This is a genomic window from Nocardioides sp. Leaf285 (assembly GCF_001422955.1).
Taxonomy (GTDB): Bacteria; Actinomycetota; Actinomycetes; order Propionibacteriales; family Nocardioidaceae; genus Nocardioides; species Nocardioides kribbensis.
This window is the reverse complement of the sequence record NZ_LMNH01000002.1, coordinates 457,870-481,175: the sequence shown is the minus strand read 5'-3', so window position 1 is coordinate 481,175 and position 23,306 is coordinate 457,870. Positions and strand designations below refer to the sequence as shown.

The following is a 23,306-nucleotide window of genomic DNA, read 5'->3' as shown; positions in this document are numbered from 1 at the left end:
GGCGCGGCGGGGGGCTTCGGGCCTGCTCCACACGCCCAACCGGGGGAGCGCAGCCGCCGCCCGCCGACCCTAGGCTGTCCGCGCCGGCACACCGCCGACCCACCGAGCAGATGGAGCGTTGACGATGGAAGTCCCCACCTGGGTCTGGACCCTCACCGTGGTCGGCATCGTCGGCATGCTGCTCTTCGACTTCGTCTTCCATGTGCGCAAGGCCCACGTGCCGACGCTGAGGGAGGCCTCGGTCTGGTCGGCGCTCTACGTCGGCATCGCCGTGCTGTTCGGCCTCGGAGTGCTGTGGTTCGGCGGCGGCACGATGGGCGGGGAGTACTTCGCGGGCTACATCACCGAGAAGGCGCTCAGCGTCGACAACCTGTTCGTCTTCCTCATCATCATGACCAGCTTCCGGGTACCGCGCGAGGACCAGCAGAAGGTGCTGCTCTTCGGCATCGTCTTCGCCCTGATCGCCCGCACCGGCTTCATCTTCCTGGGCGCGGCCCTGATCAACCAGTTCGCCTGGGTCTTCTACTTCTTCGGCCTCATCCTCATCCTGACCGCCGGCAACATGCTCAAGGGCGAGGCCCAGGGCGGCCACGACGAGGACGAGCAGAACTTCGTGGTGAAGCTGGCGCGCCGCTTCATCCGGACCTCCGAGGAGTTCGACGGCGACAAGCTGACCACCGTGGTCGACGGCAAGAAGATGCTCACCCCGATGCTGCTGGTCATGGTGGCCATCGGCGGCACCGACATCCTCTTCGCCCTCGACTCCATCCCGGCGATCTTCGGCCTCACCCAGAACACCTTCATCGTCTTCACCGCCACGGCCTTCTCGCTGCTGGGGCTGCGCCAGCTGTTCTTCCTCATTGAGGGCCTGCTCGAGCGCCTGATCTACCTGTCCTACGGCCTCGCGGCGATCCTGGCCTTCATCGGCGTGAAGCTCATCCTCCACGCGCTGCACGAGAACAACCTCGGCTTCATCAACGGCGGCGAGCACGTCGACGTCACCGAGATCAGCACCGGGGTCTCCCTCAGCGTGATCCTCGGCATCCTCGTCGTCACCGTGGTCGCCTCCCTGGTCAGCAAGAAGGGTCGGGCCAAGACCGCGATCGGCAACGCCCAGCGCCACGTCGACGCCTACCTCGACCTCGACTACACCGCCGACACCGCCGAGCGCGAGCGCATCTTCGGCAAGCTGATCCAGGAGGGCGAGCAGATCAAGGCCCTCGGCCCGAAGTACCGCCGCATGGTGCGCGACGAGCCGGGTCTCATGGCCAAGATCGAGAAGGCCCGCCAGCAGCACGAGGAGACCGTCACCGACGGTCGCCAGCGCAACCCCCTCACCGAGGTCTGAGCGCGGGCCCGCCGGGCCGGAGCGGACCGGCGGGCGGCGCGGAGCGGCGGCACAGCGCGGGCACAGCGGCGTCTCATCGGGTCCTCATCGAGGCGACCTACCCTCGTGCCATGGCACCCGAGCCCACCCCCGGTCCCGCGGCCCCGCGTCGCCGTACGACGGTCGTGCTCAACACCGGCTCCCGCAGCGGCGCCGCGGCGCGCGACCGGCTGCCCGCCCTGCTGGCGCGCCACGACCTCGCCGACGCGCGGGTGCTGAGCGTCACCACCGGCTCCGAGCTCGCCGCCACCCTCGAGCGGGCCCTCGCCGAGGGTCCCGACCTGCTGGTGGTGGGCGGCGGAGACGGCAGCGTCTCGTGCGCCGCCGACCGCGTGGCCGGGTCCGACGTCGTGCTCGGCGTGCTGCCGCTGGGCACCGCCAACGACTTCGCCCGCACCCTGGAGATCCCGTCGGCGCTGGAGCAGGCCGTGGAGCACCTCGCGACGGGCAAGGTCGTCGACGTCGACCTCGGCCGCTGCGACGGGCGCGGCTTCCTCAACGTCGCCTCCCTCGGGCTCTCGGTCGGGGTCACCCAGCGCCTGCGCCCCGGCCTGAAGAAGCGCCTCGGCCCGCTGGCCTACCCCGTGGCGACGCTCGGGGCCTACCGCGGCCACGAGCCCTTCACCGCCCGGCTGGAGTTCCCCGACGGCGACCACGACACCCTCGCGCTGCACGACCTGATGCAGGTCGCGGTCGGCAACGGCCGCCACTACGGCGGCGGCAACGCCGTGGCGCCCAACGCCTCGGTCGACGACCACCTGCTCGACGTCTACGCCATCGAGCGCGGCCGGCTGCGCGACCACGTCTCGATCGCCCGCTTCCTCAAGGACGGGTCGTTCGTGGAGCACGAGAAGGTCCACCACCTCACCACCCGTCGGGTCCGCGTGGTCACCGACGAGCCGCTCCCGGTCAACCTCGACGGCGAGATCGCCGCGACCACGCCCGCGACCTTCGAGGTCCAGCGCAACGCCCTGCGCGTGGTCGTGCCGCAGACCAGCCGCGCCGCCGAGCTCGACGGGCCCCGCGCCGCCGCCGACCAGGGCTGACCGCTGCGACCACGGCTGAGCGCTGCGACCCGGGCCGGGAGCGGGGCCCGTAGGCTGGAGGGGCCATGAGCACACCGACCCCGCCGGCCCCGCGCCGCGCCCGCCACCTCATCGACCCGGCCAACCCGCCGGCACCGCCGTCGAGCCGGTCGCTGACCAACGTGCAGCAGTGGGTCATGTCGGTGCTGGCCGTCACCACGATCATGCACCTGTCGGTGGGGCTGGTGATCTCGGCCTTCTTCCTCGACGACTCCGAGGTCTCCGCCCGGGTCGGCCTCAACGTCATCGGCGCCGCCTTCGGCGTGGTCGCGGTGGCCGCCGGGCTGGCCATCCACCGTCGCTCCCCGCTCAGCCCGTGGCTGCTGCTCGGCACCCTGCCCGGCGTCGTCGGGCTCGTGCTCGTGCTCGCCTGACCCCGTGGGCGGCGCGACGGGCCTGCCCCGCTTCGAGGTGGCGGCCCGGCTGCGACCGGTCGACCTCGTCTCCCCCGGGTCGGTGCTGGTCGACGACGCTGCACCGGGCCCCGCCTCGGCCCACCCCACCCCCCACCCGGCGCCCTACGCCGCCGCGGAGGTCGAGCTGCCCGCGGCGGGGACGGCGCCCGGCCGGGACGCCCCGGTGCGCCTCGCCCTCGCCTCCGGCGACGACGAGCTGGGAGCGCTGTGGGACCCCGCCACCGGGGAGGTCTCCCTCGAGCTGCGCGTCGGCTCCACCACGTCACGTCACCTCAGCCGGCGCCACGGCCGGCCCGAGCAGCGCCCCGTGCGGCTCGGCCTGACCCTCACCGGGGTCCACCTCGCCGTCCACACCCACGACGGGCGGGCCTGGACCACCCGCGCCCGCGTCGACCTCGGCGCCGAGCGCGCCGCCGACCGCGGCGGGGCGGGCCGGGTCGACACGCGCGACGAGCGGTGGCTCGCGGCTCTCGTCACCACCCACTGCGGCCCCGTCGCGCGGGTGCGCGCCGGCGGCTTCGGCCAGCTCGGCCTGCGCGACCTGCGACTGGTCGGCCACGCCGACGGCTCGGCGTACCGACCCGGGGGCGACCTGCTGCTCACCGCCACCAGCGCCGGGCCCGGCTTCTTCGACACCGCCCACACCTCGGTGTGGTCCCTCGACCCCGTCACCCTGGCACTCGCCCACCGCTCCGACCTGTTCTTCCGACGGCCCGACCGGCCCGGGGCCTTCGGCGACCACGCCACCCACCTCGTGCGCGACGGCGAGCGCTGGCTGGTGGCCACGAGCACGTGGGGCGACTTCGACCGGCGCCGCGACGACGCGAGCGTCGCCGTCACCCTCGCCCGCCCGGACGGCGACGTCGACCTGCTCTCGGGCCGCCACCTGCTCGACACCGAGCCGCTGGCCCTCCCGGTCGACGGCCTGCGCGCGGCCGGGGTCCGCTCGGTCGGGGTGTGGAACCCCCACCTCGTGCGCGACGGCGACGACTGGCTGGTGGGCTTCGTCTCGGCCCGGCGCTTCTTCGACTTCCACCCCGCCCTCGCCACCGGGCCCGCCCTCGACGCCCTCACCCTGCGCGCGGTCTCCGCGCGGCGCCGCGCCACCGAGGGCACCACGCTGCTGCGCGTCGACGGCGCGTGGCGGGTGCTGGTCAGCGACGGGCGCGACGGGCGCCGGGGCCAGCGCCAGCAGCACGCCGTGCTCGACCTCGACCTCGCCGAGGTCGGCGTGCTCGACGCGCCCTACCCCACCAACATCCCCTGGCCCACGCTCGTCGACCTGGGCGAGGAGGGCTGGCTGATGGTCGCCTTCGACGGCACGCCGTACGCCGGGCCGCTGCCGGGCTACGGCACCCACGGGCGGGTCGTGGTGGCCCGGTCGGTCGCCCGGACCTGAGCCGCGGGGGCCGCTAGCCTGGGACGTGACCCGCGCCACCCCTGCGGGTCGTCCGTCAGCGCCACACCACCTCGTGGCCCGAGCAGAGAGCGGCCCCACCATGCCGACCAGTCCCACCATGACGACCAGCCCCACCACGACCGGCAGCCCCACCACGACCGGCAGCCCCACCACGACGACGCAGCCCGGCCCGGCGCAGCCGGCGTCGGTGCCCCTCGACGTCTTCGAGGCCGGCGCCGAGCACGAGCAGGTCGTCTTCGCCTCCGACCCCGCCACCGGCCTGCGCGCCGTCGTCGCGATCCACTCCACCGCCCTGGGTCCCGCCCTCGGCGGCACCCGGTTCCACCCCTACGCCTCGACCGCCGACGCCGTCCGCGACGTGCTCGCCCTCTCCCGCGGGATGTCCTACAAGGCGGCGCTGGCCGGGCTCGACCTGGGCGGCGGCAAGGCCGTCATCATCGGCGACCCCGCCACCCTGAAGTCCGAGGCCCTGCTGCGGGCCTACGGCCGCTTCGTGCAGACCCTCGGCGGTCGCTACAACACCGCCTGCGACGTCGGCACCTTCTCCGAGGACATGGACCACGTGGCCCGCGAGTGCGACTTCGTCACCGGCCGCACCCAGGCCCACGGCGGGGCCGGCGACAGCTCGGTGCTGACCGCCTACGGCGTCTTCCGGGGCATGCTCGCCTGTGCCGAGCATGTGTGGGGGTCGGCCACCCTGGCCGGACGCACCGTGGGCGTCGCCGGCGTCGGCAAGGTCGGACGCCACCTCGTGGAGCTGCTCGTGGAGGACGGCGCCGACGTCGTGGTCACCGACGTGCACGGCCCGGCCGTCGACGCAGTGCTGGCCGCGCACCCCGGGGTCCGCGCCGCCGCCTCGACCGCCGAGCTCGTCGCGCTGCCGCTCGACGTCTACGCACCCTGCGCGCTCGGTGGCGCGATCGACGACGACGTGCTCGCCGTGCTGCGCGCGAGCGTGGTGTGCGGCGCCGCCAACAACCAGCTCGCGCACCCCGGGGTCGACAAGGCGATGCTCGACCGAGGAATCGTCTACGCGCCCGACTACTGCGTCAACGCCGGCGGCCTCGTGCAGGTCGCCGACGAGCTCGACCCGCGTGGCTTCTCCTTCGAGCGCGCCCGCGCGCGGGCCCACCTGATCGGCGACACCACCCGCCGGGTGCTGGGACTCGCCGACACCGGCGGGGTCTCCCCCGCCGTCGCCGCCGACCGGCTCGCCGAGGCCCGCATGCGCGACGTGGGTCGCCTGCGAGGCATCTGGGTCGGCTGAGGCCGAGAGCGACACCGGGCACACGCAGACGGCCGCCGGGCAGGGCCCGGCGGTCGTCTGGTGCGTGCGTCAGACGGAGTCAGTCACGACGCGGGTCGGCGTAGTCCGACCACTTCTCGAGCTCTTCGGGCTCGAGCTCGTCGGTGCTGTCCTGGTGGTTCTCGCCATGCAGCTCGTTGGCCAGCGCCCCGAAGTCCGTCTCGTGAGTGCGGTACTTCAGGTCGCGGGCGACCTTCGTCTGCTTGGCCTTAGCTCGGCCGCGCCCCATAGGGTCAGCCCCCTCGCACGCTCGGCCGGGGCCCATGGCTCCCGGGCTGTCTCTCGAATACTCGTGGCGCCAACGCTACCTGCTGCCCGGTCGTTCCCGCACACCAGTCCGGTGTTTCGGACCACCGATCTCGTCGGTCCGCCCCGCCGCGGGGCCGCCGACGGTGGATCGTGTCGCCGAAATCACCGTGGCCGGGCGAGTCGGTCCGTGCCGGTCCGGGCCGGTCCGAGCCCCGGTCCGACCCCGCCCGGAGGCCTCACCAGCCCGGGTGCTGGCCCGTCAGCAGGACGCGTCCGCCGTCGGTGTCGCTGCTGCTCACGTGGCCCGCGACCCAGGCCCGCACGCCGTGGCCGGCGAGCACGCCCACGGCCCGGTCGACCTCGGCGGCCGGCAGCATCGCCACCATGCCGACGCCGCAGTTGAGGGTGGCCTCGAGGTCGGGCTGCGAGACGTCGCCGACGCGCCGCACCAGGTCGAAGATCGGCTGCGGGGTCCAGGTCGCACGGTCGAGCACGGCCACGAGCTCCTCGGGCATGACCCGCTCGAGGTTGGCCGCCAGGCCACCGCCGGTGACGTGCGACATCGCGTGCACCTCGACGCTGTCGGCGAGGTCGAGGCAGGCCTTGGCGTAGATCCGGGTGGGGGTGAGCAGCTCCTCGCCCAGGGTGCGGCCGAGCTCGGGCACGTCGCGGTCCAGCGCCCAGCCGGCGCCGCCGTCGGCGGGGGCGCCGAGCAGCACGTGGCGCACCAGGGAGTAGCCGTTGGAGTGCAGGCCGCTGGCCTCCATGGCCAGCACCACGTCGCCGGGGCGCACCCGGCCCGGGCCGAGGAGGCGGTCGGCCTCGACCACGCCGGTGGTCGCGCCGGCCACGTCGTACTCGTCGGGGGCCAGCAGGCCGGGGTGCTCCGCGGTCTCGCCGCCGATGAGGGCGCAGCCGGCCTCCAGGCAGGCCTCGGCGATGCCCTTGACGATCGCGGCGATGCGCTCGGGCACGACCCGGCCGGTGGCGATGTAGTCGGTCATGAAGAGCGGCTCGGCGCCGCAGACCACGAGGTCGTCGACGACCATGCCGACCAGGTCGAAGCCGATGGTGTCGTGGACGTCCATCGCCTGGGCGATCGCCACCTTGGTGCCGACGCCGTCGGTGGAGGTGGCCAGCAGGGGCCGCTCGTAGCGGGTGAGGGCGGAGGCGTCGAAGAGGCCGGCGAAGCCGCCCAGCCCGCCGATCATCTCCGGGCGCCGGGCCTTGTCGACCCACACCTTCATCAGCTCGATGGCCTTGTCGGCCGCCTCGATGTTGACGCCCGCCTCGGCGTACGCGTTGGACTCGCTCACGGGTGACCTTCCGGGGTGGTGTCAGGGGTTGTTGAGCACGGGCAGCGCCTTGCCCAGGGTCGGCGAGGAGAGGGTGGTCTCCAGCAGGTGCTTGCCCAGCAGGTTCTCGTCGGGCAGCGGCACGGGGTACTCCCCGGTGAAGCAGGCCTGGCAGAGCCGCTCGGCGGGCTGCTTGGTGGACTGGATCATCCCGTCGAGGGAGATGTAGCCCAGGGTGTCGGCGCCGACGCTGGCGGCGATCTCCTCGGGGCTGAGGCCGTTGGCGATCAGCTCGGCGCGGGTGGCGAAGTCGATGCCGTAGAAGCAGGGCCACTTCACCGGCGGTGAGGAGATCCGCACGTGCACCTCGCGGGCGCCGGCCTCGCGCAGCATCCTGACCTGGGCCCGCTGGGTGTTGCCGCGCACGATCGAGTCGTCGACCACGACGATCCGCTTGCCGCGGATCATGTGCTCCAGCGCGTTGAGCTTGAGCCGGATGCCGAGCTGGCGCAGCGTCTGGCTGGGCTGGATGAAGGTGCGCCCGACGTAGGCGTTCTTGACGAAGCCCTGACCGAAGGGGATGCCGCTCTCCTCGGCGTAGCCGGCAGCGGCCGGGGTGCCCGACTCGGGCACCGGGATGACCAGGTCGGCCTCGACGGGGTACTCGCGCGCCAGCTGGCGGCCCATCTCCACGCGCGACTCGTGCACGCTGCGCCCGGAGATGGTGGCGTCGGGGCGGGCGAGGTAGACGTACTCGAAGACGCAGCCCTTGCGGTCGGGCTCGGCGAAGCGGTGCGAGCGCAGGCCGTTCTCGTCGATGACGATCATCTCGCCCGGCTCGACCTCGCGCACGACGGAGGCGCCGATCGTGGCCAGGGCGGCGTCCTCGGAGGCCACGACCCAGCCGCGGTCGAGGCGGCCCAGCACGAGCGGGCGGATGCCCTGGGGGTCACGGGCGGCGTAGAGGGTGTTCTCGTTCATCCACACGAAGCAGAAGGCGCCGCGCAGCAGCGGGAGCACCTCGAGGGCACGCTGCTCCAGGGTGGAGTCGGGGTGGTGGGCCAGCAGCGCCGTCACCAGGCCGGTGTCGTTGGTGGAGTGCTCCACCGGGCGCTGGTGCAGGTCGAGCTCGTCGTCGGGGCCGGGCAGCGCCTCGACCATCTCGCGCAGCTCGTGGGAGTTGATGAGGTTGCCGTTGTGGCCCAGGGCGATGGACCCGTCGACGGTGGGCCGGAAGGTGGGCTGAGCGTTCTGCCACGTGCTGGCCCCGGTGGTGGAGTAGCGGGAGTGGCCGATCGCGAGGTGGCCCTTGAGCGAGTCGAGGGTGGTCTCGTCGAAGACCTGGGAGACCAGGCCCATGTCCTTGTAGACCAGGATCTGGCGGCCGTTGGAGACCGCGATGCCGGCCGACTCCTGCCCGCGGTGCTGGAGGGCGTAGAGACCGAAGTAGGTCAGCTTGGCGACGTCCTCCCCCGGGGCCCAGACGCCGAAGACGCCACACGCGTCCTGCGGTCCTTGGTCCTGCGGGTCGAGGGCCGTCGTGAGCCGGCCGTCCCCACCCCTGCGCGCGCTGCTGATGAAGGGCACGGCCCCCAGTCTAGGGCCCTCCCGGGGCGGCCGCCGATCATCGCCCAGCCCGCGGCGGCCGCGGCGCACGACACCCGGCGCGGCTCGCGCCGAGCCCCCTCCCCAGGTCGGGTGCCGCCCGGACTAGGCCGATCGACCCACCCGGCCCCGGACCGAACGGACAGGAACCGGGCCTGGCCTGGGCCGATCCCGGGTCAGCGCAGCCCCCTCACCCCTACTCTCGGGAGGAGCGCCCCACCGCCGGCGGGCGCTCGGAAGGGGTGCAGGGTGACGACGTGGCGCGCAGCGCTCGACGAGCCGACGCACGCTGCCCGCACGCTCGCGACCCGCCCCGCCGACGCACCCCGCCCCACGCCCAGCCCGGCCGGCGACGGGCTCCAGGTCGTCGCCGAGGGCGTCACCCGCATCGCCGGCTTCGGCGTGGCCGCCCTGTCGCTGGTGCGCGACGTCGACCAGCTCGAGGTGGTGGCGGTGGCCGGCGACGAGGACGCCGCGGGCGCGCTCCTCGGCACCCGCACCACGGTCGCCTCCCTCGAGGCGGAGATGGAGATCGCCGACGCGTGGGGGGCACTGCGCTTCGTGCCCCAGGAGCGCCTCGACCACCTCGACCCCGACCTGACCGTCGACGGCTGGGTGCCCGAGCTCGTGCCGCTCGAGGGCCCCGACGCCTGGCACCCCCTCGACCTGCTGTGCGCCCCGCTGCTCGCCCCCGACGGCCGGCTCATCGGCCTGCTCTCGATGGACCTCCCCCGCGACGGTCGCCGCCCCGGGCCCGCGGCGCGCCGGGTGCTGGAGGAGTACGCCCGTCAGGCCGCCCACGCGGCGCTGCTCACGCTCCAGCGCGAGGAGCTGGCCGAGCAGGTGCGCCTCGCCGGCACCGCCCGCGAGATCGTCCGCAACGCCAGCAGCCACCACGGGCTCGCCCAGATCCTCGAGGAGACCGGCTCGGCGCTGGTGGAGGGCTTCGGCGCCGCCGGCATGTGGATCCAGGTCTTCGACGCCGACGACCGCGGCGCCAGCGTGCTGCTCGCCGTCGACGGCAGCGAGGTGGTGCTGCCCGCGCGCCTGGTGCGCGTCGCCGAGGTCGCCGCCCGCGAGTGCTGGTCGCGCCAGCGGGTCGAGGTCATCGACACCGGTCGGGAGCGCCACGCCGAGCTGCCGGCGGGTGACCACGCCGCCGTCGTGGCCTTCCTCGACTCGATCGGGGTCGGCTCCATCATGTTCGTGCCCATCGGCGCCGGCCCGGAGTGCCTGGGCAACCTCGTGCTCACCCGCGCCGCCACCTGCCCGGAGTGGACCGACGTGCAGGTCGAGGCCGTGCTCGACATCGGCCACGACCTGGGCCGGGTCGTGCTCAACGCCCGCGGCTTCGAGCGCGAGCACCGGCTGGTCAAGGAGCTCCAGGCCCTCGACGTCTACAAGACCCGCCTCATCGCCACCGTCTCCCACGAGCTGAAGAACCCCCTCACCTCCGTGGTCGGCCACCTCGAGCTGCTCACGGTGCTCGACGAGCTGCCTGCCCGGGCCACCGCCTCGCTCGCCGCGATCGGTCGCGGCACGACCAAGCTGGCCCGCGTGGTCGACGACCTGCTGCTGCTCTCGCGCGTCGGCGACCCCGAGCGCCTCGTCGAGGCCGAGCGCGTGGACCTGCTCGGCGTGGTCGCCGAGGCCCACGACCTGGTGCGGGTGGAGGCCCAGCGCCGCGAGGTCGCCCTCGCGCCGCCCCGGGCCGACGGCGCACCGGCGCGGCTGGTGGTCGAGGGCGACGCCGACGAGCTCGAGCGGGCGGTCACCAACCTGCTGGGCAACGCGGTCAAGTACAGCCCCCCGGGCAGCGAGGTGCAGGTGGTCGTGCGCTCGCGGCGTACGGCGGGATCGGCGGAGGTCGTGGTCGACGTCGTCGACCAGGGCATCGGCATCTCGGCCGAGGACCGCGGTCGGCTGTTCGAGGAGTTCTTCCGCTCGACCAACCCCGAGGCGCTCAGCCGCCCGGGCACGGGCCTGGGGCTGGCCATCGTGGCCCGCATCGCCGCCGGGCACGGCGGACGCGTCGAGGTCGCCTCCGAGCTGGGCCGCGGGAGCACGTTCTCGCTGTGCCTGCCCGCGGCCGCGCCCTGAGGCGACCCCGACTGCTGCTCACATGTCGCGGGCGCCCTGCAGGATCGCCTCGCGGATGCGGGTGTAGGTGCCGCACCGGCAGATGTTGCGGATGGTGTCGAGGTCGCGCTCGGTGATGCTGCGACCCTCGCGACGCACCTTGCGCACCAGCGCCACCGCGGCCATGATCTGGCCGGGCTGGCAGTAGCCGCACTGCGCGACGTCGCGGTCGATCCAGGCCTGCTGCATCGGGTGGAGCTTGCCGCCGTCGGCCAGCCCCTCGATGGTGGTGACGCGGTCCTTGGGCTTGAGGTCGCCCACCCGCACCGAGCAGGGGTTGAAGGCGCGGCCGTTGATGTGCGACGTGCACGCCTTGCACACGTTGATGCCGCAGCCGTACTTGGGGCCGGTGACCCCGAGCAGGTCGCGCAGCACCCAGAGCACGCGCACGTCGTCGTTCACGTTCACCGTGACCGGCTTGCCGTTGAGGATGAAGGTCTGCTTCGCCATGTCGGGCTCCTGGTCAGTAGGTGAGCTTGAGCCCGTTGGTGGGCGAGGGGGGCACGGGCGGCACGAACGACTTCGGCTTGAAGGCGATCGGGTCGTCGTGGTTGATCGGGAACCGCTTGGGCAGCGTGCCGGTGGCGCGTGCGTAGGCACAGGCCACCGCGGCCGCCGTCGAGCCCACCGCGGCCTCGCCGACCCCGCCCGGGGTGTCGGAGTCGGTCTCGATGATGTGCACCTCGACCTCGGGCGGCACGTTCCACTGGCGGGTGTAGAAGTAGTTGTCCCAGCTGGCCTCCAGGAAGCGCCCGTTCTTGAAGTGGCAGGAGCTGGTGAGGGTCAGCGCGATGCCGTCCATCACCCCGCCCTGCATCTGGGCCTCGACGCCGCGGGGGTTGATCACCAGGCCGCAGTCGACGGCCACGACGACCTTGGTCACGCGCGGGCCGGTCACGGTCTCGGGACCGAGGTCGCGGTTGACCGTGGAGGGACGGGTGTCGATCTCGACCAGGATGGCCGTGGCGCCCTTGTACTCCTTGTGGATGGCCACGCCCTGGGCCACGCCGGCGGGCAGCGAGCGACCCCAGTTGCCCTCCTTCCCGACCTTGTCGAGGACGGCCTTGACCCGGTCGTTCTTGAGGAACTTCATGCGGAACGCCAGCGGGTCCATCCCCACCTTCTTCGCCAGCTGGTCGATGGTCAGCTCGGCGGCCACGGCGACGTCGGGAGAGTAGATGTTGCGCATGGAGCCGGTCCGGAAGCGCTGGTCGGTCTCGTTGAGCAGCTGCGTCACGACACCGAAGTCGTAGGGCAGCTCCTGGGTCAGGGTGAAGATCGACTGCGAGAAGGTCAGGCCGCCGAGGTAGCGACCGACCTCGGTGGGCAGCTCGTCGGCGGTGGCGGTGAGGATCTCGCCGAGCCCGTGGCTGAAGTCGGTGACGACGCTGGTGTGGCGCTGCTCGAAGCTCAGCACCTGGTCCTCGCCGGTCAGCCCGCCCTTGAGCACCGTGGCGCGCACCCGGGAGGTGGCCATCGGGTGCAGGCGACCCTGGCGCGGCTCGTCGGCGCGGTGCCACATCAGCTTCACGGGCACGCCCATCGCCTTGCTGATCTCGGCCGCCTCCAGGGCGTGGTCGCCGAAGAGCTTGTGACCGAAGGAGCCGCCGCCGGTGATGACGTTGACCTTGACCGCGTCGACCGGCAGGCCGAGCATGATCGCGATGTTCTCCTGGGCCAGGATCGGCACCTTGAGACCGGCCCAGATCTCGGCGCCGTCCTCACGCACGTCGGCGATGGCGGCGTAGGGCTCGAGGGCCGCGCTGCTGCGGAACATGAACTCGAACTCGGTCTCCACCGACTCCGCCAGCACCGGAACGTCGGGCACCACGAGGGGCAGCTCGGCGCGCTTGATGCCGGCCAGGACGGTCTCGTCGGACTCGCCGCTGGCGGTGCCGGGGTTCCAGTCGACCTGCATCTCGCGGATGGCGTCGATGCAGTGGCCGAAGGTCTTGGCCCGCACGGCGATGCCGCTGCTGATCTGCGCGACGTGGGTCACCCCGGGCATCCTCTTGATGGCGGCGAGGTTCTTGAGGCCGTTCTCCTTCGGGGTGCCCTGGTGCTCGGGGGCGCGGCACACCATGGTCGGCAGCGCGCCGGGCACGTCGAGGTCGGTGGTGAAGTCCTTCTTGCCCGTGACCGCCGCGCGGGCGTCGAGCCGGTTCTTCGGGGTGCCGATGACCCGGAAGTCGGACGGGGGCCGCAGCACGACCTCGACGGCCTCCACGACCTGGCTCGCGGCGTCACCGGCGATGTCGCCGTAGGTGACGTTGTTGCCGGCCAGGTCGCTGATCACGCCGCCGGTGGTCGTGAGGCGGTCGGCGGTGGTGCCGAACAGGATGGCCGCCGCCTCGAGCAGCTTCTGCCGGGCCAGCGCTCCCGCGACGCGCACGGGCGTGTAGGTCGAGAAGGTGGTGTTGGAGCCGCCGGTGAGCTGGTTGAAGACCAGCTCGGGACGAGCCGGGGCGAGGGTCACCTTGACCTTGCTCATCGGCAGGTCGAGCTCCTCGGCGAGGATCATCGTGGTCGAGGTGAGGATGCCCTGGCCGACCTCGGTGCGGGGCAGCTCGAACGACGCAGTGCCGTCCTCGTTGATGGTGACGGTGATCAGCTGCGAGGTCGGCAGCGCCGAGTCGGTCTGCAGGTCCTCGAGGTCGTAGAGCTCGGGCAGCTGCGGGCCCGACGGGATCGCGGCCGAGGCACGGTTGCTGCCCGTGGCGAGGTCGGCGCCGACGACGAGGGTCGTGCCGGCGAGGACGTAGCCGATGAAGCTGCGGCGGCCCAGGGCGGCCGGCGGGGCGGCTGACTGGCGGTCGTGGAGCTCGGTCATGCGTGGCCTCCAGGTGGGTGCCGGGCGCTCCCCCATGAAGCGTCCCGAGGATGACAAGACTGACAGGGAGTGCTGTCAGTCACCATGCCCACCGCGCCCACGATGTGACCACTGCCACTGTGCACCCTGCACAGCGGCGCCAGGTCGGGGCCGCGCCGGCTCAGCCGCCCGTGCGCAGCGCGCGCAGCGCGAGGTCCAGCTCGACCGGGGGTGCGCCGGCGAGCACGTCGCGCCCGGTGAGCTCGGCGACGCGGCGCAGCCGGTTGAGCACGGTGTTGCGGTGGCAGTGCACGCGCTCCGCGGTGGAGGTGGCCGAGCCGCCGGTCGCCACCCAGGCCTCGAGGGTGTCCACCAGCGGCACGAGCTCGGCCCGGGGCAGCGCGAGGAGCGGGCCCAGCCACACCGACACCAGCCGGGCCGCGACGTCGGGGGCGCTCATCAGCAGCGCCTCGGGCAGCCGGCTGTCGAAGGTGGCGAGCCCGCCGTCGCGGCCCAGGGTGCGCAGCGCCAGCGAGGCCTGCCGGAAGCCGGCGTCGACCCCGGCGAGGCCGTGGACGACGGCGGAGACGCCGAGCCCGCCCGCCGCGGCCGCGACACGCGCGAGGCGCTGCAGCGCCTCGCGCGGTGAGTCCTCGCGCAGCGCGACCAGGCCCACGACGCCGCCCGTGCGGCGCACCCAGGCCGAGGCGTGGGGCGCCACCACCGACCCGGCCTGGAGCGGGTCGACGCGGCCGCCGATCACGACCAGCACGTCGCCGGAGACCGGCAGGTCGAGGATGCGCGCCGCCTCGAAGGCGAAGGACGCCTCCTGGGCCCGCCCGCTCAGCAGGCCCTCCCACAGCTCCGCGCGCTGCTGCTCGTCGGCGCGCACGACCGCGCGCTCGTGGGCGTGGTAGGCCGCCGCGACCTGGGCGGAGGTCTCGTCGACGACCTCCCACAGCCGGCCGCCGACCTCGCGCAGCTCCACCGAGGTGAGCGCCGACTCGGCGTGGTCGACCAGGTCGTCCCAGATCAGCCGACCCCCCATCCGGAAGGAGCGCAGCACGTCGTCGAGGGGCAGCCCCTGCTCGGCGCGACGGCGGCCGGTCTCGCGCGCCGCGTCGTACGCCGGGTCGTGGGCGGGGCTGCCGGTCGGCTCCTGGCCGAGCAGCTCGAGCACGCGGTCGATGTTGTCGTGGCAGGAGCGGCGCAGGTCCTCGCTCGGCACGACTCGCCGCAGCTGGTAGCCCGGGTTGCTGGCCTCGATCGTCGCGACGAGCCGGTCGGTCAGGGGGGCCAGTCGCTGCGCGCGGTGGTCGCCGAGGAAGGCGAGGGTCTCCGCGTCCATCCGCCCACCGTAGCCCGGCCCTCCCCAGGGGGCCGGCCGTCGGCACGTGCCCCCGCGTCGGCCCGGGTCGGCCCCGTCCCGGCCCGGCGTCGGACCCCGTGTCGGGCCCTGTGTCGGGCATCGCGTCGGGCCCCGTGTCAGGCCCTGCGTCAGGCCCGGCTCACCGCTGGCTCACCGCTGGGCGAGACGCGCCAGCAGCAGCGCCTCGGCCAGCACGACGCGCTCGAACTCCGCGAGGTGGAGGCCCTCGTTGGCGCCGTGGGCGCGGGTGTCGGGGTCCTCCACGCCGGTCACCAGCACGCTGGCCTCGGGGAAGGCCTCCAGGAACTCGGCGATGAAGGGGATCGACCCGCCCACGCCCATGTCGATCGGCTCGGTGCCGTCCCAGGCCTCGGCGAAGGCGGCGCGGGCGGCGTCGTAGGCCGGCCCCGTCGCGTCGATGCGGGTGGGCTCGCCGGTGTCGACGACGGTGAGGGTCAGCTCGGCACCCCAGGGGGTGTGGGCCTCGAGGTGGGCGCGCAGGCAGGCCAGGGCGTTGTCGGCGGTGTCGCCGGGGGCCACCCGCAGGCTGATCTTGGCGCGGGCCGCGGGCACCAGGGTGTTGCTCGCGCCGTCGACCTTGGGCGCGTCGAGGCCGGTGATGCTCAGCGACGGCTTGGTCCACAGCCGCTCGACGGCGGAGCCGGTGCCCATCCAGGTGATGCCGGGCACGGCGCCCGACTCCGCGCGCAGGCGCTCCTCGGGGTAGGTGACGTCGGCGGCGGGCGACGACACCAGCCCGGCGATCGCGACGTCGCCGGCGTCGTCGTGGAGGCTGGCGATGACGCGGCTCAGGGCGATGAGCGCGTCGGGCACGAGCCCGCCCCACATGCCCGAGTGCACCGCGTGGGTCAGGGTGCGCACCTCCACGTCGGCGCGCACGAGGCCGCGCAGGCTGGTGGTGAGCGCGGGCTCGCCGATGTCCCAGTTGCCGGAGTCGGCGATGACGATGACGTCGGCGCGCAGCGCCTCGGCGTGCTCGGCCAGCAGTGCGGGGAGGGTGTCGGAGCCGACCTCCTCCTCGCCCTCGATGAACATCGTGACGCTCACCGGGAGGTCGTCGCCGAAGACGCGCAGCGCGCCGAGGTGGGCGGCGATGCCGGCCTTGTCGTCGGCCGCGCCGCGGGCGTAGAGCCGGCCGTCGCGCTCGGTGGGCTCGAAGGGCGGGGAGTCCCAGTCGGCGTGGTCGTTCTCCGGCTGGACGTCGTGGTGGGCGTAGAGCAGCACCGTGGGCGCACCCTCGGGACCCGCCTTGTGGGCGATCACCGCGGGCGCCCCGCCCTCGGCGCTCACCACGTCGACGGAGTCGAAGCGCTCGGCGCGGAAGAGCTCCGCGACGGCCTCGGCGCTGCGGCGCACCTCGCCGGCGCGCGCCGGGTCGGCGCTGACCGACTCGATGCGCACGAGGTCCTCGAGGTCGCGACGGATGCCCGGCAGGAGCTCGTCGACGCGGGCACGGATGGCGGCGGAGTCGGTCAGGAGGTCGGGCTGGCTCATGCCGGCCAACCTATCGCCGTCGCCCGGCGCCGGGTCGCGCGCGGGTGGCTGCGGTCGCGCGGGGGCGGGGGGCAGGTCAGGATCAGGTCAGGGGCAGGTGGGGCGCGAGGTCGGCGCGCTGCCCGCTGGCGCTCACCCGGCCCGCGGCGTCGGCCTCGCCCCAGGTGAGCGCGCCGGAGGCCAGGGCGATCCACGTCAGGGCGTCGGTCTCCACGACGGCGGGCGGGGTGCCGCGGGTGTGGCGCACCCCCGGGATGACCTGCACGGCGGCGTACGGCGGGACCCGCACCTCGACCGAGTGGCCCGGCGCGCGCTGCTCGAGCACGGCGAGGAAGTGCTTGACCAGCAGCCGGAGGTCGGCGCGGTCGGGCGCCGACCCGGCGGCCCCGGCGACCTCGACGCGGGCGAGGGCGGCGGCCACGTCGGCGGCGGGGGCGACCCGGAGCCGGGCGGGCATCAGCGGCGCCCGCGGGGTCGGCCGGGGCGCGGGCGCGGTCGGTGGATCACCCGGTCAGCCTAGGCGGCCCCGGAACCGGCGCGGCCCGGGCGCGGACCACGGGCGAGCACCACCGGGGAGCCCCGGGGAGTCCCAGGGAGCACAGCGGCTCGCCCCTCCGCCGTGTAGACAGACCCCATGGACCCGAAGACCTCCGGGCGCGTCGCCCGCTCCCTCGAGACCCTGCACGCCCTCTGCTACTTCGCCCCGGAGGTGTCCGACGAGATCACCGCGCTCGGCGTGCGCCCGGGCCGCGCCGCCTACTTCGCCGGGCGCTCGGCGCCGATGGGGCGCGTGGGTGCGGGGCCGGTGGCGGCGACGTTCTACGTCTTCAACCCCGACCTCGTGGCCCACTTCGTGCCGACCTGCTGGGAGGCGGCCGCCCCCGAGGACGTCACCGCCGCGCGCTACCGCGGTGTCGACGCGGCCTACCGCCGCCTGCTGGGCGAGGAGGTCCTGGCCTCCGCCGAGGTGGCCGAGGCCGCCGAGCTGGCCCGCACCGCGGCCGCCGGCTGCTCGGTGGCCGGACGCCCCCTGCACGCCGCCCACGCCGACCTGGCCTGGCCCTCCGAGCCCCACCTCGTGCTCTTCCACGCCCTCACGCTGCTGCGCGAGCACCGCGGCGACGGACACGTCGCCGCCCTGCTCGCCGCGGGCCTGACCGGTGTCGAGGCGCTGGTCAGCCACACCGCGACCGGCCGTGGCTTCACCGTGCCGGCCGCCCAGGCCACCCGCGGCTGGACCCCGGAGCAGTGGCAGGAGACCGTCGAGGCGCTGGCCGCCCGCGGGCTGACGGGCCCCGACGGCGGTCTCACCGAGGAGGGCGCCGCACTGCGCTCGCGCGTCGAGGCCGCCACCGCCGAGATGGCCGCCGCGCCCTGGGACCACCTCGGCGAGACCGGCGCCCTCCGCCTGGCCGAGCTGGGCCAGCCGCTGGTGCGCCGCGCCCTCGACCACGGCGCCTTCCCCGACGGGGTCTTCGCCTGAGCGGCCCGGGGCCCGGGGCGTCCCGGGTCCCCGCCGGACGGGTGTGGTCGCACGCGCGCGCAGCGCGTTGACTCTGACCCGTGCCGGAGGGTGACAGCGTCCACAAGCTCGCACGTCGGCTGGAGCCGACGCTGCTGGGCCGCACGATCGCGCGCAGCGACCTGCGGGTGCCGCGGCTGGCGACCCGTGACCTCGCCGGGCGCGAGGTGCGGGAGCTGGCCACCCACGGCAAGCACCTGCTGACCCGGCTGGGGCCGGGTCGTGACGGCTCCGACGACGGCGTCACGCTCCACTCCCACCTGCTGATGGACGGCGAGTGGGCCACCACCGGGCCCGGCAAGCAGCTGCCGCGGCGGATGATGCCCGAGGTCAGGGTGGTGCTCGAGACCGACCGCGGCACCACGGCCTGGGGCCTGCGCCTGCACCAGCTCGACCTCGTCGCCACCCGCGACGAGCACCGCCTCGTCGGTCACCTCGGCCCCGACCCGCTGCGCGCCGACTTCGACCACGACGAGGCCGTGCGCCGGCTGCGCGCGGAGCCGGCGGTGCCGCTGGTGAGCGGGCTGCTCGACCAGACCAAGCTCGCGGGCCTGGGCAACCTGTGGGCCAACGAGCTGGCCTTCATCACCGGCACCAGCCCCTGGACGCCGGTGGGCGACCTCGACGTCGACCGGCTGGTCACCAACGCCCGGCGCGCGCTTCGCCACTCCGCCCTCGTGCCCGGGGCCTACCAGGTCACCACCGGCAGCAGCCGCCGCGGCGAGGACCACTGGGTCTCGGGCCGCGCCCGCAAGCCCTGCCTGCGCTGCGGCACGACCGTCCTCGTGGTCGCCGACCTGCCCGACGACCCGGCCAACCGCCGCACCTGGTGGTGCCCCCACTGCCAGCCCGGCCCCGGCCCCGAGGCGCGGGTGCCGACCCCGCGCTCGGTCCGGTACGGCGGGGGCGCCAGCGCCTGACGCGGCGCGGGACCCCGACCGGGCCGGCGTCAGGCGCTGGCGTCGCGCAGGGCGCGGCGGGTCACCACGATGGCCAGCGCCATCAGCACGACGCCGCCGGCGGCGGTGAGGCTGCTGCCGTCGACGAAGGCGGCCTGGGCCGAGGCCGTCAGCGCGGCGCCGGTGTCGGCCGGCAGGGTGGGGGCGAGGGCGAGCGCGCCGGCGAGGGTCTCGCGGGCGGCGTCGGCCTGGGCACCGTCGAGACCCGCCGGCACCTCGAGGTGGGAGCGGTAGGTCGCGGCGAGCAGCCCGCCGAGCACGCTCGTGCCGAGCACGGCACCGACCTCGTAGGCGGTCTCGGAGACCGCCGAGGCCGCGCCGGCCTCGGCGGGCGGCACCGCGGCGATGATCAGGTCGTTGGACAGCGTCTCCGCGATGCCCACGCCGGCGGCCAGGGCGGCGAAGGCCACGACGAGCAGGACGACCCCGCCGGAGCCGCCGGCCACCGCGACGCCCGCGTAGGCCGCGGCGGCCAGGCCCAGCCCCGCCGTCATCAGGGTGGCCGGGCGCCAGCGGCGTACGAGGCGCACGACGAGGAGGCTGGCCAGCACCATCGCCACCGTGCCGGGCACGAGCACGAGGGCGGCGTCGAGCGGGCTGAGACCCACGACGAGCTGGAGGTGCTGGGAGAGGAAGTAGAGCAGCCCGACCAGCGCCATCACGCTGAGCAGGTTGACCAGCACCGACCCGGCGAAGGCCGGCACGGTGAAGAGCCGCACGTCGAGCATCGGCCGGGGCCGCGCCAGCATCCGGTGCACGAGGGCGACCCCGGCGGTGACGCCGAGCGCCGCGCAGCCCAGGGCGAGCAGGTCGGGCCCGGCGACGGCGACGTGCTTGATCGCGAAGACGGCCGGCGCGAGCGTGGCCATCGAGAGCACCATGCCGACGGGGTCGAGCGGCCCGGGCGCGGGGTCGCGCGACTCGGTGACCAGCACGGGCGCCAGCACGAGCAGCGGCAGCAGCATCGGCACCGCGATCAGGAACACCGCACCCCAGTCGGCCACCTCGAGCAGGACGCCGCCGACGACCGGCCCGATCGCCGCCCCGGCCGCGAAGCCGGTGGCCCAGACCGCGATGGCCAGGCGGCGCTGGGCGCGGTCCTCGAACATGCCGCGCAGCAGCGAGAGCGTGCACGGCATGAGCGCCGCGCCGAAGACGCCGAGCAGGAGTCGGGCCAGCAAGAGGGCCTCGGCCGAGGTCGCGAAGGCCGCGAGCACCGAGGTGGCCGCGAAGCCGGTGGCACCGACGAGCAGCAGCCGCCGGCGGCCCACCCGGTCGCCGAGGCTGCCCATGGTGACCAGCAGCCCGGCCAGGACGAGGGGGTAGACGTCGACGATCCACAGCTGCACGGCGGCGCTGGGGCGCAGGTCGAGCGCGATCGCGGGCAGGGCGAAGCTCAGCACCGTGTTGTCGATGGAGACCAGGAGCACGGGCAGCATCAGCACGGCGAGGCCGGCCCACTCCCGGCGCCCGGCCCGCCGGGGCGCCGCGGTCACGGGGTGGAGGGTCGTCATGACAGCTACTGTACCGACTGGTCGGTACAGTAGCCAGTCGTAGGCTCCTCCCCATGACCTCTCCCCGGTCCTCCGCCCGCGAGCGGATCCTCGACGCCTACCAGGCCTGCCTCAACGACCTGGGCGAGCGCGCGGCCACCCTCGACGCCGTCGCCGCCGCCGCCGGAGTCTCCAAGGGCGGGCTGATCTACCACTTCGCCTCCAAGGAGGCCCTGGCCGCCGGACTCGTCGAGCGCCTCGAGCGGCTGGGCCGCGACGACGTCGAGGCCATGGGCTCCACCGCCGAGAGCGCCGTGGGCCACTTCATCCGCAGCGCCGCCCACGCCCAGTCGCCCTTCGGCCTGACCGCCCAGGCCGTGCAGACGCTGGCCCGCAGCGGCCACGTCGGCGCCGTGCGCACGATGCACGCCCTCGAGCAGGAGTGGTACGACGTGCTCCTGCGCGCCACCGGCGACCGGGTCGTGGCCCGCATGGCCCAGCTCGTGGGCGACGGCATCTACTACAACGCCGCCCTCGCCGTCACCGAGCCCGCCACGGTCGACCCCGACGAGACCGGGGAGCCCGGGGAGGCCGAGGCGCACCCCGCCCTGCCCTCGCCCGCCGAGCAGGAGGACCTCGTCCGCGCCCTGCTGCGGATGATCGACGACTGAGGGGCGACGACCCTCCCGGGGCGTTCCCGGGGCACGGCCGGACGGCGGCCGGGCGGGTCAGGCGATCGCGTCGAGCACGGCGAGGGTGGCGGTCCAGGCCTCGGAGTCGGGGTCGATGACGACGAAGTGGTCGCCCTCGACGCGCACCAGCTCGGCGCGGGCCCCGGCCGCGACGGCGGCGTCGACGTAGGTCTCGGACTGGCTGACCGGCACGATGGTGTCCTCGGAGCCGTGCACGCACCACACCGGCACGTCGAGCGGCACCTGCGCGAGCGGGTCGACGGGGGCGTCGTCGGGGCCGTAGTCGTGACCGAGGAAGGCCTGCACCGCACCGCCACCGAGGTCCTGCCGCGCGGCGCCGCCGAGGTCGACGACGCCCGCCTGCGAGACGACGTGGGTGACCTCGACGCCGCCGGCCCATGGCTCGAAGCGGCCGCGGGAGGCCGCCCAGGTCGCGAGGTGGCCGCCGGCGGAGTGGCCCAGCGCGACCACCGTGGTGAGGTCGAGGCCGAGGTCGCGCAGCGCGTCGATGCCGGCGGCGACGTCGTCGAGGGTCTCCGGCACGCCCCCGCCCCCGGCCGCCCCGGTGCCGACGCGGCGGTACTCCAGGTTCCAGGCCGCCCAGCCCTGCTCGGCCAGGCTCTCCGCGAGCGGCTGGCCGAGGTCGAGGCCGTACTCCGCGCGCCAGAAGCCGCCGTGGAGCACCACGACGACCCCGCGGGGCTCGCCCTCGGGCAGGTAGAGGTCGCCGAACTGGCTCGGCCCCTCGCCGTACGCCGTCCGGCCCTGGGCCGGCCTGCTCGCCTGCGGGTCCACGGGGTCCAAGCCGTCCTCCTGGTCGGCGCACGCGGTCGCGGCCAGCCCGAGCGCGCCGAGCGCGGGCAGCGACAGGAGCGTACGCCGCCGCAGCGGGCCGCCCCGGCCGGCCGGGGTGGGTGCGGAGGGGTGGCGCGGGGAGCGGGAGGGCACGGGGGGTGTTCGGAGCCGCGCCGCGGGCGGCTCGGGCGGAGGGCTGGTCAGTCCCAGCCGCCGCCGCGCCCCCGCTTGACGTCGCCGCGGCGCTTCTTGGCCGAGAGCCGGCGCTCCTTGGAGCCGCGGGTGGGGCGCGTGGCCCGGCGCGGCGGCGGGGGTGGCGCGGCGGCCCGGCGCACGAGGTCGGCGAGCCGCTCGCGCGCCGCGCGCCGGTTGGCCAGCTGGGTGCGGTGCTCGCTGGCGGCCACGGTAAGCACGCCGTCGACGAGCCGGCCGGCCAGCGCCTCCAGCACCCGGGCCCGGGTGCTGGCCGGCAGCGAGGAGGCGGCGACGTCGTAGCTGAGCTCGACGCGGCTGTCGGCGGTGTTGACGCCCTGCCCGCCGGGCCCCGAGGAGCGCGAGAAGCGCTCGGCCAGCTCGGAGCCCGGGATCACCAGGGTCCTCGTCAGCGGCAGGTCGTCGGGCACGACCCCATCATCGCCGACCCGGGCGCGGGCTCAGCTCCCGGCGGGGGACGGGGCGGGGGCGGGGGCGGGGGCGTAGCGCAGGTGGAGCACGCCGGAGTCGAGCACGGTGGAGCCGATCAGCTCCAGCGGCACCTGGCCGGTGTCCTCGAAGAGCCGCTGCCCGGTGCCGACGGCGAGGGGGTGCACGAGGAGCTCGAGCTCGTCGAGCAGGCCGTGGGCCAGCAGCCAGCGCACGGTGGTGGCGCAGCCCGACATGCCGATGTCGCCCTCGGTCTCCTCCTTGATCCGGGCGACCTGGGCCGCGACCTCGGCGTCGTCGCCGGTGACGAGGTGGCTGTTCTCCCAGTCGGTGTCGAGCGGGTGGGAGGAGAGGACGTACTTGCGGAGGGGGGTGATGAAGGGCCCGAACTCGTCGTCGTCGGGGTGGGCGGTCCAGTGCGCGGCCCACTCGTCGTAGAGCCGCCGGCCCATGAGGTAGGCCCCGCGCGTCTGCATCCCGGCGCCGATCACCTCGCCCATCTGCTCGGTGAAGTAGGGGAAGTGCCACTGGTCGGGGCGCTCGACGACGCCGTCGAGGGAGATGAAGAAGGTGGCGACGATGCGGGCCACGGGGGCCTCCTGGGTCTG

Annotated in this window: 21 protein-coding genes; 9 read left to right on the top strand and 12 right to left on the bottom strand. The window is 74.7% G+C overall.

Features of this window, described 5'->3' with window-relative positions; all coding sequences use genetic code 11:
* Positions 1-124: 124 nt before the first annotated feature.
* The 5 genes from ASF47_RS07455 to ASF47_RS07435 all read left to right on the top strand — a co-directional run bounded on the left by ASF47_RS07455 (position 125) and on the right by ASF47_RS07435 (position 5,575).
* A complete protein-coding gene (locus tag ASF47_RS07455; protein ID WP_056863357.1) occupies positions 125-1,348 on the top strand; it encodes a TerC family protein in 1,224 nt (407 codons plus the stop codon).
* Between the two features lie 110 nt (positions 1,349-1,458).
* Positions 1,459-2,433 (top strand): lipid kinase, encoded by a 975-nt coding sequence (locus ASF47_RS07450; RefSeq protein ID WP_056863356.1) that lies wholly within the window; start codon positions 1,459-1,461, stop codon positions 2,431-2,433.
* Between the two features lie 65 nt (positions 2,434-2,498).
* The gene (locus tag ASF47_RS07445) at positions 2,499-2,846 is read left to right on the top strand and encodes a hypothetical protein (protein ID WP_056863355.1); all 348 of its coding nucleotides are present in this window, start codon (positions 2,499-2,501) and stop codon (positions 2,844-2,846) included.
* A 4-nt stretch (positions 2,847-2,850) separates the two neighbouring features.
* A complete protein-coding gene (locus tag ASF47_RS07440) occupies positions 2,851-4,287 on the top strand; it encodes a hypothetical protein (protein WP_235558672.1) in 1,437 nt (478 codons plus the stop codon).
* Between the two features lie 118 nt (positions 4,288-4,405).
* A complete protein-coding gene (locus ASF47_RS07435) occupies positions 4,406-5,575 on the top strand; it encodes a Glu/Leu/Phe/Val family dehydrogenase (protein WP_082500097.1) in 1,170 nt (389 codons plus the stop codon).
* A gap of 79 nt (positions 5,576-5,654) precedes the next feature.
* Here ASF47_RS07435 and ASF47_RS07430 read toward each other — a convergent pair whose 3' ends face one another.
* From ASF47_RS07430 to purF, 3 genes are all read right to left on the bottom strand, one after another.
* Positions 5,655-5,843 (bottom strand): DUF3073 domain-containing protein, encoded by a 189-nt coding sequence (locus ASF47_RS07430; protein WP_056863354.1) that lies wholly within the window; start codon positions 5,841-5,843, stop codon positions 5,655-5,657.
* Positions 5,844-6,099: 256 nt separating this feature from the next.
* Positions 6,100-7,179 carry a phosphoribosylformylglycinamidine cyclo-ligase gene (purM, locus tag ASF47_RS07425; RefSeq protein WP_056863353.1) on the bottom strand — a complete coding sequence of 360 codons (1,080 nt, stop codon included), beginning with the start codon at positions 7,177-7,179 and terminating at the stop codon, positions 6,100-6,102.
* A 21-nt stretch (positions 7,180-7,200) separates the two neighbouring features.
* The gene (purF, locus tag ASF47_RS07420; RefSeq protein ID WP_056863352.1) at positions 7,201-8,745 is read right to left on the bottom strand and encodes an amidophosphoribosyltransferase; all 1,545 of its coding nucleotides are present in this window, start codon (positions 8,743-8,745) and stop codon (positions 7,201-7,203) included.
* 267 nt (positions 8,746-9,012) lie between these two features.
* Between purF and ASF47_RS07415 the strand changes: the two genes are divergently transcribed.
* Positions 9,013-10,863 carry a sensor histidine kinase gene (locus tag ASF47_RS07415; protein ID WP_056863351.1) on the top strand — a complete coding sequence of 617 codons (1,851 nt, stop codon included), beginning with the start codon at positions 9,013-9,015 and terminating at the stop codon, positions 10,861-10,863.
* Between the two features lie 18 nt (positions 10,864-10,881).
* Here ASF47_RS07415 and ASF47_RS07410 read toward each other — a convergent pair whose 3' ends face one another.
* The 5 genes from ASF47_RS07410 to ASF47_RS07390 all read right to left on the bottom strand — a co-directional run bounded on the left by ASF47_RS07410 (position 10,882) and on the right by ASF47_RS07390 (position 17,052).
* Complete coding sequence (locus ASF47_RS07410) at positions 10,882-11,352, bottom strand: (2Fe-2S)-binding protein (protein ID WP_056863350.1); 471 nt, start codon at positions 11,350-11,352, stop codon at positions 10,882-10,884.
* Between the two features lie 13 nt (positions 11,353-11,365).
* Positions 11,366-13,732, bottom strand: coding sequence for a molybdopterin cofactor-binding domain-containing protein (locus tag ASF47_RS07405; protein ID WP_156697789.1), 2,367 nt, complete (start codon positions 13,730-13,732; stop codon positions 11,366-11,368).
* 160 nt (positions 13,733-13,892) lie between these two features.
* Positions 13,893-15,059: a PucR family transcriptional regulator gene (locus ASF47_RS07400; protein WP_056863349.1), complete on the bottom strand. Its 1,167-nt coding sequence runs from the start codon at positions 15,057-15,059 to the stop codon at positions 13,893-13,895.
* A gap of 171 nt (positions 15,060-15,230) precedes the next feature.
* A complete protein-coding gene (locus ASF47_RS07395) occupies positions 15,231-16,595 on the bottom strand; it encodes a dipeptidase (protein ID WP_056863348.1) in 1,365 nt (454 codons plus the stop codon).
* A gap of 82 nt (positions 16,596-16,677) precedes the next feature.
* Positions 16,678-17,052, bottom strand: coding sequence for a sterol carrier family protein (locus ASF47_RS07390; protein WP_056863347.1), 375 nt, complete (start codon positions 17,050-17,052; stop codon positions 16,678-16,680).
* 177 nt (positions 17,053-17,229) lie between these two features.
* Here ASF47_RS07390 and ASF47_RS07385 point away from each other — a divergent pair, with 177 nt between their 5' ends.
* Together ASF47_RS07385 and ASF47_RS07380 are read left to right on the top strand one after the other, a co-directional pair.
* Positions 17,230-18,078 carry an SCO6745 family protein gene (locus tag ASF47_RS07385; RefSeq protein WP_056863346.1) on the top strand — a complete coding sequence of 283 codons (849 nt, stop codon included), beginning with the start codon at positions 17,230-17,232 and terminating at the stop codon, positions 18,076-18,078.
* Positions 18,079-18,158: 80 nt separating this feature from the next.
* Positions 18,159-19,037 (top strand): DNA-formamidopyrimidine glycosylase family protein, encoded by an 879-nt coding sequence (locus ASF47_RS07380; RefSeq protein WP_056863345.1) that lies wholly within the window; start codon positions 18,159-18,161, stop codon positions 19,035-19,037.
* Between the two features lie 29 nt (positions 19,038-19,066).
* On the opposite strand, the gene ASF47_RS07375 is transcribed toward ASF47_RS07380, so the two are convergent.
* Positions 19,067-20,590 carry an MFS transporter gene (locus ASF47_RS07375; protein WP_056863344.1) on the bottom strand — a complete coding sequence of 508 codons (1,524 nt, stop codon included), beginning with the start codon at positions 20,588-20,590 and terminating at the stop codon, positions 19,067-19,069.
* A gap of 53 nt (positions 20,591-20,643) precedes the next feature.
* Here ASF47_RS07375 and ASF47_RS07370 point away from each other — a divergent pair, with 53 nt between their 5' ends.
* Positions 20,644-21,240 (top strand): TetR/AcrR family transcriptional regulator, encoded by a 597-nt coding sequence (locus ASF47_RS07370; RefSeq protein ID WP_056863343.1) that lies wholly within the window; start codon positions 20,644-20,646, stop codon positions 21,238-21,240.
* A 57-nt stretch (positions 21,241-21,297) separates the two neighbouring features.
* Here the strand turns inward: ASF47_RS07370 and ASF47_RS07365 are convergent, their stop codons facing one another.
* Genes ASF47_RS07365 through ASF47_RS07355 form a run of 3 tightly spaced genes read right to left on the bottom strand, consistent with a single transcriptional unit; the run spans position 21,298 to position 23,288 of the window.
* Positions 21,298-22,209 carry an alpha/beta hydrolase family protein gene (locus tag ASF47_RS07365; protein WP_235558671.1) on the bottom strand — a complete coding sequence of 304 codons (912 nt, stop codon included), beginning with the start codon at positions 22,207-22,209 and terminating at the stop codon, positions 21,298-21,300.
* A 47-nt stretch (positions 22,210-22,256) separates the two neighbouring features.
* On the bottom strand, positions 22,257-22,679 hold the full coding sequence (gene arfB, locus ASF47_RS07360; protein WP_056863342.1) for an alternative ribosome rescue aminoacyl-tRNA hydrolase ArfB: 423 nt from the start codon (positions 22,677-22,679) through the stop codon (positions 22,257-22,259).
* Between the two features lie 30 nt (positions 22,680-22,709).
* A complete protein-coding gene (locus ASF47_RS07355) occupies positions 22,710-23,288 on the bottom strand; it encodes a dihydrofolate reductase family protein (protein WP_056863341.1) in 579 nt (192 codons plus the stop codon).
* Positions 23,289-23,306: the final 18 nt, after the last annotated feature.

Coding starts and splice junctions, on each gene's coding strand:
- ASF47_RS07455 (WP_056863357.1), top strand. CDS start 125: ATGGAAGTCCCCACCTGGGTCTGGACCCTCACCGTGGTCGGCATCGTC.
- ASF47_RS07450 (WP_056863356.1), top strand. CDS start 1,459: ATGGCACCCGAGCCCACCCCCGGTCCCGCGGCCCCGCGTCGCCGTACG.
- ASF47_RS07445 (WP_056863355.1), top strand. CDS start 2,499: ATGAGCACACCGACCCCGCCGGCCCCGCGCCGCGCCCGCCACCTCATC.
- ASF47_RS07435 (WP_082500097.1), top strand. CDS start 4,406: ATGACGACCAGCCCCACCACGACCGGCAGCCCCACCACGACCGGCAGC.
- ASF47_RS07430 (WP_056863354.1), bottom strand. CDS start 5,843: ATGGGGCGCGGCCGAGCTAAGGCCAAGCAGACGAAGGTCGCCCGCGAC.
- ASF47_RS07410 (WP_056863350.1), bottom strand. CDS start 11,352: ATGGCGAAGCAGACCTTCATCCTCAACGGCAAGCCGGTCACGGTGAAC.
- ASF47_RS07405 (WP_156697789.1), bottom strand. CDS start 13,732: ATGACCGAGCTCCACGACCGCCAGTCAGCCGCCCCGCCGGCCGCCCTG.
- ASF47_RS07400 (WP_056863349.1), bottom strand. CDS start 15,059: ATGGACGCGGAGACCCTCGCCTTCCTCGGCGACCACCGCGCGCAGCGA.
- ASF47_RS07395 (WP_056863348.1), bottom strand. CDS start 16,595: ATGAGCCAGCCCGACCTCCTGACCGACTCCGCCGCCATCCGTGCCCGC.
- ASF47_RS07390 (WP_056863347.1), bottom strand. CDS start 17,052: ATGCCCGCCCGGCTCCGGGTCGCCCCCGCCGCCGACGTGGCCGCCGCC.
- ASF47_RS07385 (WP_056863346.1), top strand. CDS start 17,230: ATGGACCCGAAGACCTCCGGGCGCGTCGCCCGCTCCCTCGAGACCCTG.
- ASF47_RS07375 (WP_056863344.1), bottom strand. CDS start 20,590: ATGACGACCCTCCACCCCGTGACCGCGGCGCCCCGGCGGGCCGGGCGC.
- ASF47_RS07370 (WP_056863343.1), top strand. CDS start 20,644: ATGACCTCTCCCCGGTCCTCCGCCCGCGAGCGGATCCTCGACGCCTAC.